The following is a 15,215-nucleotide window of genomic DNA, read 5'->3' as shown; positions in this document are numbered from 1 at the left end:
CCGGGGGCGGATGGTATAATCGGCCCCCATTTCGTTCGCGCCTGCCCAATCCGGTGATTTTTACCCTCGGCATCAACCATCATTCTGCCCCTCTCGCCATTCGCGAGCGGGTGGCATTTGGCGCCGACAAATTGCCGCATGCCCTGGCCGACCTGACGCACGCCCGTCCGGTGCGTGAGGTGGCGATCCTGTCCACCTGCAACCGTACCGAGATTTACTGCTCGGCCGAATCGCCGGAAGTGGTCATCGACTGGCTGGCCCACTACCATCAGGTCAGCCGCGATGAACTGGCACCCTACCTGTATACGCATGACCAGCCGGAAGCCATTCGCCATGCTTTCCGCGTTGCCAGCGGCCTCGACTCGATGGTCATTGGCGAACCGCAGATTCTCGGCCAGATGAAGGATGCCGTGCGCACGGCCGAAGAAAACGGCACCCTGGGCACGCAGTTGCACAAGCTCTTTCAACGATCATTCTCGGTGGCCAAGGAAGTCCGCAGCACCACGGCGATCGGTGCCAATATCGTCTCGATGGCCGCCGCCGGCGTACATCTGGCCGAACGCATCTTCGAGTCGATTGCCGGCCAGCGTATCCTCTTCATCGGGGCCGGCGAAATGATCGAGCTGTGCGCCGCGCACTTCTGCGCCGGTCAGCCGAAGCAGGTCACCATCGCCAACCGGACGCTCGAACGCGGTCGCGCCCTGGCCGAACAGTATGGTGGCAGGGCGATTCGCCTCGACGAGCTGGGCGAGCATCTGGCGCAAAACGACATCATCGTCTCCTGTACCGCCAGCCCCTTGCCGATCATTGGTCTGGGCATGGTCGAGCGGGCGATCAAGACGCGCCGCCACCGCCCGATATTCATGGTTGACCTGGCTGTGCCGCGTGACATCGAAGAAGAAGTCGGTCAGCTCGATGACGTGTTTCTCTACACCGTCGATGATCTGGCTCAGGTCGTCGAAAGCGGCATGGAGTCGCGGCAGGCCGCCGTCCTCGACGCCGAAGTCATCATCGCCAACCGGGTGCAGGACTTCCTCGGCTGGCTGCAGTCGCGCGACACCGTGCCGGTGATCCGTTCCCTGCGCGACTCGGCAGAGCGCATGCGCCGGCACGAGATGGAACATGCGATGAAGCTTCTGGCCAAGGGCGAGGCCCCGGAGAAGGTGCTGGAACACCTGTCGCAGCGCCTGACCAACAAGTTCCTGCACGCCCCGACGCAGGCGCTGAATCAGGCCGACGGCCCGGATCGTGCCGAGTTGCAGGCGACCGCCGCCCGCCTTTTTCACCTCCATTCCGGCGAGTAGCGGCCCCGTCGGGCTGCTTTCGCGCGTGCACTTTCCGAGTATTTCATGAAGCCATCCATTCGCCAGAAACTCGACTTGCTGGTCGACCGTCTCGATGAAATCGACCGCATGTTGTCGGCACCGAGCACGTCCAGCGACATGGATCAATTCCGCAAGCTATCGCGCGAGCGGTCTGAAATCGAGCCGGTGATCGCCCAGTTCAATGCCTTTCGTCAGGCGGAAAACGATCTGGCCGAAGCCGAGGCGATGCGCAACGATCCGGAGATGCGTGACTTCGCCGAAGAAGAAATCGCCAGCGCCAAGGCACGCCTGCCCGAACTCGAAGTAGAGCTGCAAAAATTGCTGCTGCCCCGCGATCCCAACGATGAGCGCAGCGTTCTCCTGGAAATCCGCGCCGGGACCGGTGGCGACGAATCGGCCCTGTTCGCCGGCAGCCTCTTTCGCATGTATTCGCGCTTTGCCGAACGGCAGCGCTGGCAGGTCGAAATCATGTCGGCCAGCGAGTCGGAACTCGGCGGCTACCGCGAAATCATCTGCCGCATCGTCGGCAACGGCGCCTATTCGCGCCTCAAGTTCGAGTCGGGCGGCCATCGCGTCCAGCGCGTGCCGGAAACCGAAACGCAGGGCCGCATCCACACCTCGGCCTGTACCGTGGCGATCATGCCGGAAGTCGACGAGGTTGAAGACGTGAACCTCAACCCGGCCGACCTGCGCATCGACACCTTCCGCGCCTCGGGCGCGGGTGGCCAGCACATCAACAAGACCGACTCGGCAGTGCGCATCACCCACCTGCCGAGCGGCATCGTCGCCGAATGCCAGGACGGCCGCTCGCAGCATGCCAACAAGGCTTCCGCCATGAAAGTGCTGGCGGCGCGCATCAAGGACGTTCAGGTGCGCGCCCAGCAGGCCCACATTTCGAGCACGCGCAAGAGCCTGATCGGTTCCGGCGACCGCTCCGAGCGGATTCGTACCTACAATTTCCCGCAGGGGCGGATCACCGACCACCGCATCAACCTGACGCTCTACAAGATCGCCGCCATCATGGACGGCGACATGGACGAATTGCTCGGTGCCCTGGCGGCCGAACATCAGGCCGATTTGCTGGCCGAACTGGCCGAGCAGCAATGACCCTGGGCGAGGCACTGGCGGCGGCAAGAGGGCAGATCGACCGGCTCGATGCCCGTCTTCTGCTTCAGTCCGCCACCGCTTGCAGCCATGCGGACTTGCTGGCGCGACCGGAAACCCCGGTCATTGCGTCGGCCTATGCCCAGTTTGTCGATTGGGTGGCGCGTCGCGCTGCAGGTGAGCCACTGGCCTATCTGGTCGGCGAGGCAGAGTTTCGCGGGCGGGTTTTTCAGGTGTCGCCGGCTGTCCTCATTCCGCGCCCGGAAACCGAAGTGCTGATCGATCTGGCGCTCGACAAGCTGACCGGGATGGTCAGCCCCAGCGTGGTTGATCTTGGTACCGGTTCAGGCATCGTCGCTGTGTCGCTGGCGCTCGAGTGCCCGGCGGCGACGGTGACGGCGGTCGACCTGTCAGAAGCGGCGATGGCGGTGGCGCGCAACAACGCCGGAAGGCTTAGGGCCAGGGTCGATTTTCGTGCTGGCGACTGGTTCGCCCCGCTGGCCGGCGAACACTTCAACCTCATCGTCTCCAATCCGCCCTATGTTGCCGATGGTGACCCTCATCTGGCTCTCAACGGCCTTCCTTTCGAGCCGCAAATGGCGCTGACCGATGGCGCCGATGGGCTGGACTGCATTCGCTGCATCGTCGCCGATGCAGCCGCCCACCTTAACCCAGGTGGCTGGCTGCTCTTCGAACACGGCTATGATCAGGGCGAAGCGAGCCGGAACTTATTGACTGCGGCCGGGTTCAAAGCCGCATCCACTTTCCCCGACCTGGCCGGCATCGACCGTGTTTCAGGCGGTCATCTTTAAATCAGGAGAAATCATGTCCGACGTTCAGCAACACATCCACGCCACCGTGACCGGCAACCCGGTCGTCCTTTACATGAAGGGCGACGCCCGTTTCCCGCAGTGCGGCTTTTCGGCTACTGCCGTGCAGATACTTAAGGTCTGCGGCGTCGACGACTTCGTCACGGTCAATGTCCTGGCTGACGAGGAAATCCGTAATGGCGTCAAGGAATACGCCAACTGGCCGACCATTCCGCAGCTCTACATCAAGGGCGAATTCGTCGGCGGCTGCGACATCATGAAAGAGATGTACCAGACCGGCGAACTGCAGCAGATGCTGGAAGGTATCGCCGCCTGAGTTTGCTGCCGTCCCAATAAAATCTATGGTCAGCCCGATTTTTGCAAGGGAGATTTTGTTTTAAACTAAAGTTGGCTTGCGCAAATCTATCCGGCGTCGAATTGGGGAAGGAATTCCCCGCGCCACGATGAGAGCCGCGCCTGGCAATCCTCAAAAAACCATCAGCGTGTGATCGCTGTTTTTATTGTCAGGTTCTTTGCCAGGCCGTTGTGCCGTTTAGTTCATCACGTGATCTACCGTCGCAAAACCAGGTGGGTTACAAAAAGGTGAAGCGTTCCGTCAGATGGTGGCAGCCAGCGAACGGGATTGATAGTGTGTCCCTTTGGCGAGGATAGCCCAGGCGATCCTCGCCATTTTGTTGGCCAGCGCGCAGGCCACGACATTCGAGTGCCGTCGGCACAGCATGTCCCGTACCCATTCACCGAGCCCATCGCTTCTTGTCTGAATACGTTGCATGATGGTCCGTGCCCCCTGAACGAGCAATCGTCGCAAATTCTTGTCGCCCCGTTTGCTGATGCCGAGCAAGGTTGGTTTGCCGCCGGTGCTGTACTGACGGGGCACCAGACCGATGGAGGCGGCGAACTGGCGAGCATTGGCAAACTGATGGGCATCGCCCAGTTCGACCGCCAGGACGCTGGCGGTGATCGGCCCAATGCCAGGAATTTCCAATAAGCGTTGGCTACGCTCGTCTTCAGCCAGTTGTTGAGCCAATTCGCCCTCGACCGCTTTGATCTGTTCATCCAGATATTTGATATGCGCACGCAAGTGCTCGATAACAGCCATCAGGCGAGGTGGCAAAACTGCTTCATGCTCGGCCAGCACGGCTGGCAAGCGTTTGATGATGGCCGGGCCTTTCGGTAAGCTGATCCCAAATTCCAGCAAGAAGGCGTGGATCTGGTTAGTCGTCGACGTCCGATCCCGCACCAGCGCCTCACGCACGCGATGCGTCGCCGAGATGGTCTGCTGGCTTTCATTGCGCGGACTCACAAAACGCATGTTCGGTCGGCTCGCCGCTTCGCAGATCGCCTGCGCGTCGGCAAAGTCATTCTTGTTGCCTTGGACGAACGGCTTTACAAACTGCGGTGAAATCAACTTCGCCTCGTGACCCATCGCCGATAGGCGCCGGGCAATCCAGTGCGCACCCGCACACGCCTCCATCACAACCCGACAAACCGGGAAATTGGCCAGCTGCGTCAGCATCTGGCTACGCGAAAGCTTCTTGCGAAATACCATGCGACCTTGGGCATCCTGCCCATGTAAATGAAAACAATGCTTTCCAAGATCAATGCCAATGAGGGTAACCGTGTTCATGATGATCGCCTCCAAAAGAAAAAATCCCCACTCAGCTTACCGCTGGTGGGGATCGGGCTGACCATCTCATTAAACCGGAGCCTGTCTCCGGTTTTTTATTGTCCAGCCAGTGATCAGATTTCGCTGACCTGAAACTCGATGGAAGGCCCGTTGGCGACAATATCCTTCACCGCGCAATAGGCGATGCTGTCGAGAATCTTGGTTTTTTGCTCAGCCGTGAACTGCTCGGGGAAACGCACCTCGGTTTTAAAGCGGGCCAGCGTCAGCGGGCCGCCGGGGCCGGCGAAGGGCTTGCAGCCGATCTCGATGCCGGCCGCCGGGATGCCCAGTTCCTTGCAGGCCTTCTTGGCATAGACGGCAGCGCAGGCGGCGAGCGAAGCGTAGAACGCTTCGAGCGGGTTCATCAGCGAGCCGTTAACGGCATAGTTGGCTTCATGCTTGGCGCTGCTTACCTTGATCAGCGGGGTGTTGTCGACGATGGTGGTGTACATGCTGTTTTCCTTGATGGTGAATATTAGTATTTTCTGATTATACCCAAGGACAAAGCGGTTGTCCGCTTCCCGGTGTGAGGGTCTGATCGTGCCGATGGTGCGCTGCACCAAACTGGCTCGGTCTTTTCACCCCCGCACCAAAAATGGCCGAAAATATTGGCGGATTTTTCCTGTGGAATCGTAACTGACTGATTTCTTGCCCTGTTTTTGCATTGCAGCAGCCGGCACGGTTTTCGCTAATTCTGAAGGATCACGATCGACAGGGAGAAATCCTCAGGATGGAAAATCAGATTGAAAGAGCCCAGTTTCTTGCACGCTTCAAATTGCAGGTGCGGCGCACCATTGGTCAATCGGTCGATCTCGACCGGCTGACGCGCGACCCGGCCTATGCCCGGCAGCGCCTTTCGGAAATCGAAGAAGCGGCCGATGAAGAGGAATTGCTGATTTCCGTCCTGCGCATGCGCGATCTGCTGTTGCCTGTTACGCCAGAGGTTCGTGTAGAGCCAGTCGTTGAAACGGTAGCTGTTGCGCCGGACGTAACGAAACAGACGACAGAAACCCGCAATTACCTGATGGGGGCTCGCGCCTGGCGCTAATGCCTGCCTGGCGGGCATCCGGAAGATGCCCGCTGGTTTAACTTACAGTCGCTGACGGGCGCGGCCGATGGCGGCCCTGACCTGCTCCGGCGCGGTGCCGCCGATGTGGTTGCGGCTGGCCAGCGAACCTTCGACGGTGAGCACGGCAAAGACGTCGGACTCGACCTGCGGGCAGAAGGCGCGAAGTTCATCCAGCGTCAGTTGTGGCAGATCGACGCCCTTGGCCTCAGCCGCCTTGACGGCATGGCCGACAGCCTCGTGGGCATCGCGGAAGGGCAGGCCCTTCTTGACCAGATAATCAGCGAGGTCGGTGGCCGTGGCGAAGCCCTGGGTCAGCGCGGCCTTCATGTTTTCAGCGCGAACGGTGATGCCGCCGGCCATGTCGGCGAAGATGCGCAGGGTGTCGGTGACGGTGTCCACGGCATCGAACAGCGGTTCCTTGTCTTCCTGGTTGTCCTTGTTGTAGGCCAGCGGCTGCGACTTCATCAGGGTGAGCAGGCTCATCAGCTGGCCGTACACGCGGCCGGTTTTGCCACGTGCCAGTTCCGGCACGTCCGGGTTCTTCTTTTGCGGCATGATCGACGAGCCGGTACAGAAGCGGTCGGCGATCTGGATGAAGCCGATGCGCGGGCTCATCCACATCACCAGTTCTTCCGACAGGCGGCTGATGTGCATCATGAGCAGCGCGCAGGCGCTGGTGAATTCGATGGCGAAGTCGCGGTCGGAGACGGCGTCGAGGGAGTTTTCGCAGACGCCTTCAAAGCCCAGTTGTTCGGCGACGAAGGCGCGGTCGATCGGGTAGGTCGTGCCGGCCAGCGCGGCGGCGCCGAGCGGCAGGCGGCTGACCCGCTTGCGGCAATCGACGAAGCGTTCGGCATCGCGCCCGAACATTTCGAAGTAGGCCAGCATGTGGTGGCCGAAGGTCACCGGCTGCGCCACTTGCAGATGGGTGAAGCCGGGCATCGGCGTTGCTGCTTCCTTCTCGGCCAGATCGACCAGAGCGCTGCGGAAAGCCTTGATCAGGACGAGGATGTCGTCGATGGAGTCGCGCAGGTAGAGACGAATGTCGGTAGCTACCTGATCGTTGCGCGAGCGGCCGGTGTGCAGGCGCTTGCCGGCATCGCCGACGAGGGCGGTGAGGCGCTTTTCGATATTGAGGTGCACGTCTTCGAGATCAAGCGACCATTCAAACTTGCCGGATTCGATTTCTTCGGTGACGACAGCCATGCCACGTTCGATGTCCGCCAGGTCGGCAGCGGCGATGATGCCTTGCTTGGCCAGCATCCGGGCGTGCGCCAGCGAGCCGCGAATGTCCTGGCGCCACATGCGCTGGTCGAAGTCGACGGAAGCGGTATAACGTTTGACGAGATCGGAAACCGGCTCGGAGAAGCGTCCGGCCCAGGTGTATTGCGTGGCGTTGGAAGTCATGTCTTTGGTCTAGAATCGGGAAATCAGGCATCAATTGCACAGAGAATGACAAGTATACGGCACTTTCCCGCGACTCACCCCCTGCCCGACTGGCGCAATTTCGGCGTCATGTTGCGCGTCCTGCTGGGTATCAACCTTCTGGCCGGTCTCTCGGCACTGATCCAGTCGCCCGATCTGGCCGGCTGGGCGGCGCAATATGTCGAACTGGCGGCAGTCGTCGAACCGTTGCTGCTGATCGGACTCGGGCTCCTCTCACTGTTGCGCGATCTGCTCTGGCGTCTGCCGCTGCGCCTTGGACAGGCATGCGTCCTGGCCCTGGCCGGTGGGCTGACGGCCATTTTTTTTGGCTACGCCGCCTCACTGGCGCTAGCTGATCTTGGCAACATCGCGCGCCATGTTGTCCTAGCCCTGTCTGCCACGGCCCTGCTGCTGGTTTATTTTGAACTGCGTTCGCGGGCCATTTCGCCGGTCCTCACCGAAGCCCGCCTAGCGGCGCTGAACGCCCGTATCCGGCCGCATTTCCTGTTCAATTCGCTGAATGCCGTGCTGTCGCTGATCCGCGCCCGTCCGCAGCAGGCCGAAGAGGCGCTGGAGTCGCTGTCCGACCTGTTTCGCGCCGCCATGCGTGATCCGGGAGAGATGGTCAGCATTGCCGATGAAATCGCCCTGAGCAGGCAATATCTGGCCCTGGAAACCCTGCGTCTGGGGGATCGGCTGGTGGTCGACTGGAAAATCGGCCCCATCGCGCAGGACCTGCGGATTCCCCCCCTGATCCTCCAGCCGCTGCTTGAAAACGCCGTTTATCATGGCATCGAGCCCTCGGCCGACGGCGGTACGGTGAGCGTTGTCATCGACCGCAAGGGTGATGAATTGCACATTGCCATCACCAATCCAACCGTCGGTCAGGCCCAGCATGCCGCTGGCAACCAGATTGCCCTGACCAACATCCGCGATCGGCTGGCCCTGTATTACGATCTGGAAGCCCGTCTCGAAATCGAGACGGGTGACCATCGCTATGAAGTCCGGATCACCCTGCCATGCCAACGCCGCAAGCCCTCGCCGCTCCGCTGAAAGTCCTCATCGTCGATGATGAGCCGCTGGCCCGCGACCGCCTGCGGGCCTTGCTGTCCGACATTGCCGGGCAAATGCCGACCGAGGTCGTCGGTGAAGCGGCCAACGGTCTTCTTGCCCTCGACGTCCTGCGGCAAATGCCAGTTGACGTCGTTCTGGCTGACATCCGCATGCCCGGCATGGACGGCATTGAACTGGCCAGCCACCTCGGCCGCCTGGAAAAGCCGCCCGCCGTCATTTTCACCACCGCCTTCGATAACTATGCCGTGCAGGCCTTCGACCTCAATGCCGTCGATTACCTGCTCAAACCGGTCCGCACCCAACGCTTGCTCGCCGCCCTGCAGAAAGTGCCGGGGCAGCAACCCGATGTCGCCCTGCTTGCCGGCATCGGCCATGAAGTACGTGGCGGCGGGCGCACCCACCTTTCCTGTCATGAACGCGGTCGGCTCCTGCTGGTACCGATCGGCGAGGTGCTCTACTTCAAGGCCGATCTCAAATATGTCACGGCCCGTACCGTCGAGCGCGAATACCTCCTCGACGAAGCCCTGACCCATCTCGAAAGCGAATTCGCCGACCGTTTCCTGCGCCTGCATCGCGCCGTGCTGGTCGCCAAAAATGCCCTGGCCGGCTTCGAGAAAGCCGCCGGTGACGATGCCGAAGCCTATGGCTGGGCGCTGCTGCGCGGTGTCCCCGAAAAACTGCCGGTCAGCCGCCGCCAGTGGGTGCCCGCCAAGGCCCTCGTCAAGAACTCCTGAAACCTCCGCCGAGACAAATCGATGCGCCAGATCTGCCCGCACTGCAACTGTGCCCGCCAGGCCGAAGACACCGCCCCCGACTGGCAGTGTCCGTCCTGCCAACGGGCCTACGTCAAGGCCGGCACGCCGCTGCCCCCGGCCGGCTTCATCCAGTACGGTCCGGCCACGCAGCCCGCCCGCAGCGGTCTCGGCAAATGGCTGCTCATCCTCGTCCTGCTCGGCGGTGCCTTCCTCTACATCCGGCCGCTGCTCCACCCCCGCGCGCTCCAGCCAGCCGTCGCCGGTATCAACGGCGAACAACCCGCCGTCGTCCTCTACGCCACCAGCTGGTGCGGCTACTGCAAAATGACCCGCGAATTCTTCGCCGCCAACGGCATCCGCTACACGGAACAGGACATTGAGCAAAGCTCGGCCGCCTACAAGGAACATCGCCGCCTGGGCGGCAACGGCGTACCCCTCGTCGTGGTTGGCGATCAGGTAATCAAGGGGTGGAACGAGGGGGAGTTACGGCAATTGCTGGGACCGTGGGTGAAGGGGTGAGGGATGCGTTGCTGCCGGTGGCGTGAAACTGTGGGCTGTTCCTTCTTACCCGATGAGTCCAAAAAGCAATCCCAAAGCGCCAAAAGTCCATGACGTTAAATTGAACCAAGTGGTTTCCCACCAGCGCCGGTCCATTTCAGGGAGGATCAGAATTGTTCGGCCATCTGGGGCAAATAGCACCATGTCGTTTTCAATGAACCTGCGATCTTCGACTGGAATATCCCAACCTTCACGAAGTCCGAGAACTAGGGAAAAGCTGCCATCCGAAAAAGGGATGTGATAGCAATTGAATTCTGCTTTTGTCCAATCTTCCACAACCATTCGGTATATGGCCCGGAGGGGGACTGAGTCGGCTACGGCGTTTGCACGGTGTTTTATTTTCTTTGGCGTGGAATTGAAGTCATATTCCCAAAGTGTTCGCGCCTTGGCGGTCAAGTTCTCTAAATCGGTATTGCTATAGCTTTGGTTCAGCATGGAGGCCTCTATTTGCCTGTAGGATTGTGCAGCAAGCACCCTTCGATGCGTTCAAGGCGGCTATTTGCTTTCAGGCATGCTTCGACGTTAGAGCACCTTTTATGTGTGACCGCGACGGCCACAGCAGTTGAAATGCGAATGCCAGACAAAGTAACGACGCGCCCAATTACCGGACATTCGACGCGGTCAGAAAACGGTGTTTTTGTAGATCCCATGCGAACTTCCCTTTGCGTAAATAATGACATTAATATTATCCATAGTGAATATTCGTGTTTATTGTTATCTGTGCATGTGCGGGCAGTTGATTGGTATTCTTGGGTGAGCAGTCATTAGCCAAATGAGCGGCGATATTCAACGCCTCCCGGATTAACTTCCCAGATCAGCCTATACTGAATCTGCATCGTCATTTGCTGATGCACCAAAGGAGTATCGCCATGGGCAAGACTACGAAGAGCAACAAGGAAGTGAAAAAGGCGGCGGCGTTGACGCCGAAGGAGAAGAAGACCGCAAAGGCGGCGAAGAAGCATGCGTCGGATGTGGTTCCCCTCATCCATCGCTAAGCGCTGAAAGCTGAAAGCGAAACGGCCTGCCGGGTGATGCCTGGCAGGCCGTTTCGCTTTTGGGCGCTTAGTTTGACGCGTTAGCTGAGGGCGCGGCTGACCACTTCGAAGACGTCGGGTGACAGCCCTGCATGGTCGCGGATGCTTTCGAGGGCTGCCTTGGCGTGGCGCTGGCGTTCGCTGTCGAATTTCTTCCAGCGGTCGAAGGCGCGGGCCAGGCGGGACGCGATTTGCGGGTTGAGGGCATCGACGGCGCGCACCTGTTCAGCCATGTAGGCATAGCCCTCGGCGCTGTGGAAGTGGGCGAGGTTGCCGCCCAGCGTGCGGAAGACGGCATAGACCTTGTTCGGCTTGGCGAGGTCGAAGGCCGGGTGGGCGGTCAGTGCCTTGATGGTAGCCAGGGTGTTGGGGCGGCGGCTGCTTGCCTGCACGGCAAACCATTTGTCGACGACCAGCGACTCGTTTTGCCAGCGGTCGTAGAACTCGGCCAGCGCGCTGTCGCGTTCGGCGCAGTTCTCGGCTTCAACATTGGCCAGGGCGCTCAGGGCGGCGAACTGGTCGGTCATGTTGTCGGCCGTTTTGAATTGCTGGAAGGCGAGCTGGCGGTTGGCGGCGGTGTCGAGTTCGAGCAGGTAGCCGAGGCAGACGTTGCGCAGGGCTCGGCGGCCGGCTTCGGCGCTGCTCGGCGTGTAAGCCTGGGTCGGGGCGAGGGCGGCATATACGCCGGTCAGTTCGCCTTCGAGCTGTTCGGCGATGTGGCGGCGCAGGCCGTTGCGGGCGGCGCGCAGGGCGACCGGATCGACCTCGGCGAGGGCTTCGGCCAGGGTCGATTCGCCGGGTAGGCTGAGGGCTTCGGCGACGAAGGCGGCGCCCCGCTGGCCGTGCGTTTGCAGCAGGCGGCGGGCGGCGTCGATGAAGCTACCCGGCCAGGTCGGCTGCTGGCCGGCGGCGATGGCGGCGGTGGCGTCGAGAATGAGGGTCGACGCGAGGCGCTGACCGGCTTCCCAGGCGTTGAAGCTGTCGCTCTCATGGGCCAGCAGGCGGGTCAGCTGTTCGGGACGGTAGGGAAAATCGAGGATGACCGGGGCCGAGAAATCGCGCAGCAGCGAGGGAATCGGTTCGCTGGCGATGGCTTCGATGTGGAATTCCTGCTCGTTCTCGGTCAGGAGCAGGGTGTTCTCGGTGCCGGCAATCAGTTGGCCTGTGGCATCAAAGAGGGCGACCCGGATCGGGATCAGGTAAGGCGCGGTATCGCTGGCCAGCGGGTTGCTTTGTTTGAGATGCAGGGTGTAAATCTGGCGGTCCGGGTCGAATTTTCCGCTAGCCGAGACATGCGGCGTACCGGGCTGCTGGTACCAGCGCATGAATTGCGTGAAGTCAAAACCCGAGGCGGCAGCCATGGCGGCGACGAAATCCTCGCAGGTGACGGCCTGCCCGTCGTGGCGACGGAAGTATTCGTCCATGCCCCGGCGGAAACCGTCGCGGCCGATCAGCGTCTGGATCATGCGGACAACTTCGGCGCCCTTTTCGTAGACGGTCGAGGTGTAGAAGTTGCTGATTTCCATATACGAGGACGGGCGTACCGGGTGCGCCATCGGGCCACCGTCTTCCGGGAACTGGGCGGCGCGCAGGCCGCGCACGTCGCTGATGCGTGCGACCGAGGGATCGTGCTCGTCGAAACCGAATTCCTGGTCGCGGAAGACGGTCAGGCCTTCCTTGAGCGAAAGCTGGAACCAGTCGCGGCAGGTAACGCGGTTGCCAGTCCAGTTGTGGAAGTATTCGTGGGCGACGACGCGGTCGATGTTCTCGAAATCGACGTCGGTGGCGACATCGCCCCGCGCCAGCACGTATTTCGTGCTGAAGATGTTGAGGCCCTTGTTCTCCATGGCGCCGGCGTTGAAGTCGTCGACGGCGACGATCATGTACTGGTCGAGGTCGCATTCGAGGCCGAAGCGTTCCTCATCCCAGCGCATCGATTTTTTGAGGGCGGCCATGGCGTGCGGGGCCTGGTCGAGCTTGCCCGGTTCAACGTAAAGCGCCAGCTTGACGCTGCGGCCCGAGGCGGTCGTGAAGGTGTCGAACAGGCCGTCGAGTTTGCCGGCGACGACGGCGAACAGATAGCTCGGCTTGCGGAAGGGATCGACCCAGCGCGCCCAGTGCCTGCCATCGGCTTCGTCGCCAGCCGCATCGAGGTTGCCGTTGCCGAGCAGAATCGGCAGGGTGGCCTTGTCGGCATGGAGGGTGACGGTATAGGTGGACATCACGTCCGGGCGGTCGAGGAACCAGGTGATGCGGCGGAAACCCTGCGCTTCGCACTGGGTGAAATAGCTGCCGTGGGAGAGGAAGAGGCCGAGAAGCTTGGTGTTGTGGTCGGGGTCGATGCGGACGACGGTTTCCAGCGTGAAAGCGTCGGGCAGATCGGCGATGGTCAGGCTGCTGGCGGTGGCCGAAAAGGGTGTTTCTTTCCCGTTGACGGCTACCCGCAAGGTGGTCAGTTCATCACCGTCAAGGACCAGCGGCTGGGCGGCTACGGCCGGGTTGCGGCGCATCGCCAGTTTGGTGCTGACCGTGGTGCTGCCGGTTTCGATGCTGAAGTCGAGATCGACCGTGTCGATCAGGTAGGCGGGAGGTGTGTAGTCCTTGAGATAGACGGTCTGGGGCGTATCGGTTTTCATTTTATCGGCGAGGCTGCTGGGGAAGCTGTCGATGATACGTCAAACCGTTCATCATGGCCTGTCAGGCCATGATGAACCTGCTGGCTATGCGGTCAGTCGCGGCCACGACCGTGGCCGTGTTCATGACCTTCGCCGCGGCCTCGACCTCGGTCTTCACCGCGATATTCCTCGCGGTAGTCGCGCCGATAATCGCGGCGGTCATCACGCCGCTCTTCACGGTATTCATGCCGGTCGTGGTGACCGTGGCGCTCCTGGTAGCGCGGGGCGTATTCTTGTTCATACCAGTTGTTCTGCACGAAATAGACGCGCTCGCCGCAGGCATTGTAGTGATGGCAGTGCTTGCGCCAGTCGCGGGCGTGACCGGGCGGGACATGGAGATAAAGCGGCGGCCGGCTCATCGGCACCGGCTGGATCATCATCGGTTGCGGGTAGAGCAGCGGCGGCGGGGCAAAGCCGCCAATGTCGATCCGGCCGTAGAAGCCCGGCTGGCCGATATTGACCGAAATCTGGGCCGAGGCCGGGGCGCTGCTCAGGGTGGCTGCAGCAATCGCCGCTGCGATGAAAAAACGTTTCATGTCTGGTCGTTCCTTGGTGATTAGTGCCTGAATAACGCGCTGCAATGAGGCGTAGATGACATTGTCGCCTGAAACAAAATGTAACTTTGTGTCGGCTTGTAATCCGAGGGCTTAGCGCCGCCGCCAGACCTGCCAGCGTTCGCGTCCGGCGAATACCGGTATGGAGTCGCTGACTTCGGTGTCTTCGATGCGTTCGAAATTGTCCTGCAGCAAGGCCTCGAGTTGGGTGGGCAGGATGCCGAATGGCGGCCCTTTGGGCTGCTCGCAAAGGAAAAAGTAACCGGCCAGTCGGCCGCCCGCCGGCAGCAGGTCGGCGACGCGCTGTCCCCACTCGGCCCAGAGCTTGCGCGGCAGGGCGCAGAGAAAGGCGCGTTCGTAAATAAGCGCGATGGGGCGGGCCGGGCTAAAGGTGAAGAAGTCCGCGCAGAGGAGATCGACACTGGCTTGGCCCAGGACACGACGGGCTGTTTCGATGGCGGCCGGCGAGAAATCGAGGGCCGTGACCGGCCAGCCGAGTTCGGCCAGATGGGCTGCCTCCCAGGCGCTGCCGCAGCCAGGGATCAGCGTGTTGAGTGGGGCAGGCTGGCGAGCAATGTAGTCAGCAAAAGCGGCGGGAACCTTGCCGGCATCCCAGGGGGTGATACCTTCGCCAAAGCGTTTGCACCAGAAATCCGGATGTTCCGGACGCTGCTCAGGAGGTTTGATCGCTTCGCTCATGGTTTTTTCACGGCGCGGGCCGATTGCTCGACGGCGTCTTCAAGGTAGCTCTGGTAGAAATCCGGTAGCCGGGCGCCGACGATGGGTGAGGCCAGTTGCCGCCCGTCCGGGCCGTAAAAGGCAACGACCGGCACCAGTTTGACTTTCTCCGCAGCGGCCAGCCGGGCATGCGTCGTGGCGGCCCCCTTGAAGTCAGCAAGCGCCTGTTCGTCACCATCCTGATTGATCTGGCGAATCACCACGCGGTCACGGAAGCGCAGGTTGGTGGCGAGCGGCTTGAGGTAGTCGCGTTTGACTGCTTCGCAGTATTTGCAGTCCTGGCGGCTGTAGATGATGATCAGAGGGCCGCCCGCTTTCGCTGCCAGAGCCGTTTCGGCGCGCAGGTCTACGGCTGCCGGGAGGTCGGTGGCAGCCAAGGCGGGAGCAGCCAGCCATGCTAGAATCAGC

Annotated in this window: 17 protein-coding genes; 9 read left to right on the top strand and 8 right to left on the bottom strand. The window is 61.3% G+C overall.

All coding sequences use genetic code 11. The features are described 5' to 3' along the window. Positions 1-53: 53 nt before the first annotated feature. From hemA to grxD, 4 genes are read left to right on the top strand one after another with little or no spacing between them, the layout of a single operon-like run. Complete coding sequence (gene hemA / locus HYN24_RS13575) at positions 54-1,304, top strand: glutamyl-tRNA reductase (RefSeq protein ID WP_117609745.1); 1,251 nt, start codon at positions 54-56, stop codon at positions 1,302-1,304. Positions 1,305-1,349: 45 nt separating this feature from the next. Continuing rightward, positions 1,350-2,432: a peptide chain release factor 1 gene (gene prfA, locus HYN24_RS13570; RefSeq protein ID WP_117609744.1), complete on the top strand. Its 1,083-nt coding sequence runs from the start codon at positions 1,350-1,352 to the stop codon at positions 2,430-2,432. Beyond that, positions 2,429-3,241, top strand: coding sequence for a peptide chain release factor N(5)-glutamine methyltransferase (gene prmC / locus HYN24_RS13565; protein ID WP_117609743.1), 813 nt, complete (start codon positions 2,429-2,431; stop codon positions 3,239-3,241). Before prfA ends, prmC begins: the two co-directional genes overlap by 4 nt. 13 nt (positions 3,242-3,254) lie before the next feature. After that, positions 3,255-3,575, top strand: coding sequence for a Grx4 family monothiol glutaredoxin (grxD, locus tag HYN24_RS13560; protein WP_117609742.1), 321 nt, complete (start codon positions 3,255-3,257; stop codon positions 3,573-3,575). A 279-nt stretch (positions 3,576-3,854) separates the two neighbouring features. Here grxD and HYN24_RS13555 read toward each other — a convergent pair whose 3' ends face one another. After that, positions 3,855-4,886: an IS110 family transposase gene (locus HYN24_RS13555; protein ID WP_117610395.1), complete on the bottom strand. Its 1,032-nt coding sequence runs from the start codon at positions 4,884-4,886 to the stop codon at positions 3,855-3,857. 113 nt (positions 4,887-4,999) lie between these two features. Continuing rightward, on the bottom strand, positions 5,000-5,377 hold the full coding sequence (locus HYN24_RS13550; protein ID WP_117609741.1) for an OsmC family protein: 378 nt from the start codon (positions 5,375-5,377) through the stop codon (positions 5,000-5,002). Positions 5,378-5,655: 278 nt separating this feature from the next. Here HYN24_RS13550 and HYN24_RS13545 point away from each other — a divergent pair, with 278 nt between their 5' ends. Further along, positions 5,656-5,973, top strand: a complete 318-nt coding sequence (locus HYN24_RS13545) for a hypothetical protein (protein WP_117609740.1) — start codon at positions 5,656-5,658, stop codon at positions 5,971-5,973. Positions 5,974-6,015: 42 nt separating this feature from the next. On the opposite strand, the gene argH is transcribed toward HYN24_RS13545, so the two are convergent. Continuing rightward, positions 6,016-7,401, bottom strand: coding sequence for an argininosuccinate lyase (gene argH / locus HYN24_RS13540; protein ID WP_117609739.1), 1,386 nt, complete (start codon positions 7,399-7,401; stop codon positions 6,016-6,018). A gap of 45 nt (positions 7,402-7,446) precedes the next feature. On the opposite strand from argH, the gene HYN24_RS13535 reads away from it, so the two are divergent. Genes HYN24_RS13535 through HYN24_RS13525 form a run of 3 tightly spaced genes read left to right on the top strand, consistent with a single transcriptional unit; the run spans position 7,447 to position 9,767 of the window. Then, complete coding sequence (locus tag HYN24_RS13535) at positions 7,447-8,472, top strand: sensor histidine kinase (RefSeq protein WP_117609738.1); 1,026 nt, start codon at positions 7,447-7,449, stop codon at positions 8,470-8,472. Next, positions 8,439-9,227 (top strand): LytTR family DNA-binding domain-containing protein, encoded by a 789-nt coding sequence (locus HYN24_RS13530; protein ID WP_117609737.1) that lies wholly within the window; start codon positions 8,439-8,441, stop codon positions 9,225-9,227. The genes HYN24_RS13535 and HYN24_RS13530 overlap by 34 nt, the downstream gene beginning before the upstream one ends. A gap of 21 nt (positions 9,228-9,248) precedes the next feature. Next, positions 9,249-9,767 carry a glutaredoxin family protein gene (locus HYN24_RS13525; RefSeq protein ID WP_117609736.1) on the top strand — a complete coding sequence of 173 codons (519 nt, stop codon included), beginning with the start codon at positions 9,249-9,251 and terminating at the stop codon, positions 9,765-9,767. Between the two features lie 45 nt (positions 9,768-9,812). Here HYN24_RS13525 and HYN24_RS13520 read toward each other — a convergent pair whose 3' ends face one another. Next, positions 9,813-10,241, bottom strand: a complete 429-nt coding sequence (locus HYN24_RS13520) for a hypothetical protein (protein WP_117609735.1) — start codon at positions 10,239-10,241, stop codon at positions 9,813-9,815. Positions 10,242-10,675: 434 nt separating this feature from the next. Between HYN24_RS13520 and HYN24_RS16270 the strand changes: the two genes are divergently transcribed. Continuing rightward, entirely contained in the window at positions 10,676-10,801 is a 126-nt protein-coding gene (locus tag HYN24_RS16270) for a hypothetical protein (protein ID WP_256372096.1), read from the top strand. 80 nt (positions 10,802-10,881) lie between these two features. On the opposite strand, the gene pepN is transcribed toward HYN24_RS16270, so the two are convergent. The 4 genes from pepN to HYN24_RS13500 form a co-directional block, all read right to left on the bottom strand. Beyond that, entirely contained in the window at positions 10,882-13,476 is a 2,595-nt protein-coding gene (gene pepN, locus HYN24_RS13515; protein ID WP_117609734.1) for an aminopeptidase N, read from the bottom strand. 92 nt (positions 13,477-13,568) lie between these two features. After that, on the bottom strand, positions 13,569-14,051 hold the full coding sequence (locus HYN24_RS13510) for a hypothetical protein (protein WP_117609733.1): 483 nt from the start codon (positions 14,049-14,051) through the stop codon (positions 13,569-13,571). Between the two features lie 111 nt (positions 14,052-14,162). Then, complete coding sequence (locus HYN24_RS13505; RefSeq protein WP_117609732.1) at positions 14,163-14,768, bottom strand: methyltransferase domain-containing protein; 606 nt, start codon at positions 14,766-14,768, stop codon at positions 14,163-14,165. Then, positions 14,765-15,184, bottom strand: coding sequence for a thioredoxin family protein (locus HYN24_RS13500; RefSeq protein ID WP_162888741.1), 420 nt, complete (start codon positions 15,182-15,184; stop codon positions 14,765-14,767). The genes HYN24_RS13505 and HYN24_RS13500 overlap by 4 nt, the downstream gene beginning before the upstream one ends. Positions 15,185-15,215: the final 31 nt, after the last annotated feature.

Source organism: Dechloromonas sp. HYN0024 (genome assembly GCF_003441615.1).
Lineage (GTDB): Bacteria > Pseudomonadota > Gammaproteobacteria > Burkholderiales > Rhodocyclaceae > Azonexus.
Note: the sequence above shows the minus strand (reverse complement) of the source record. Positions and strands in the feature narration are given on the sequence as shown.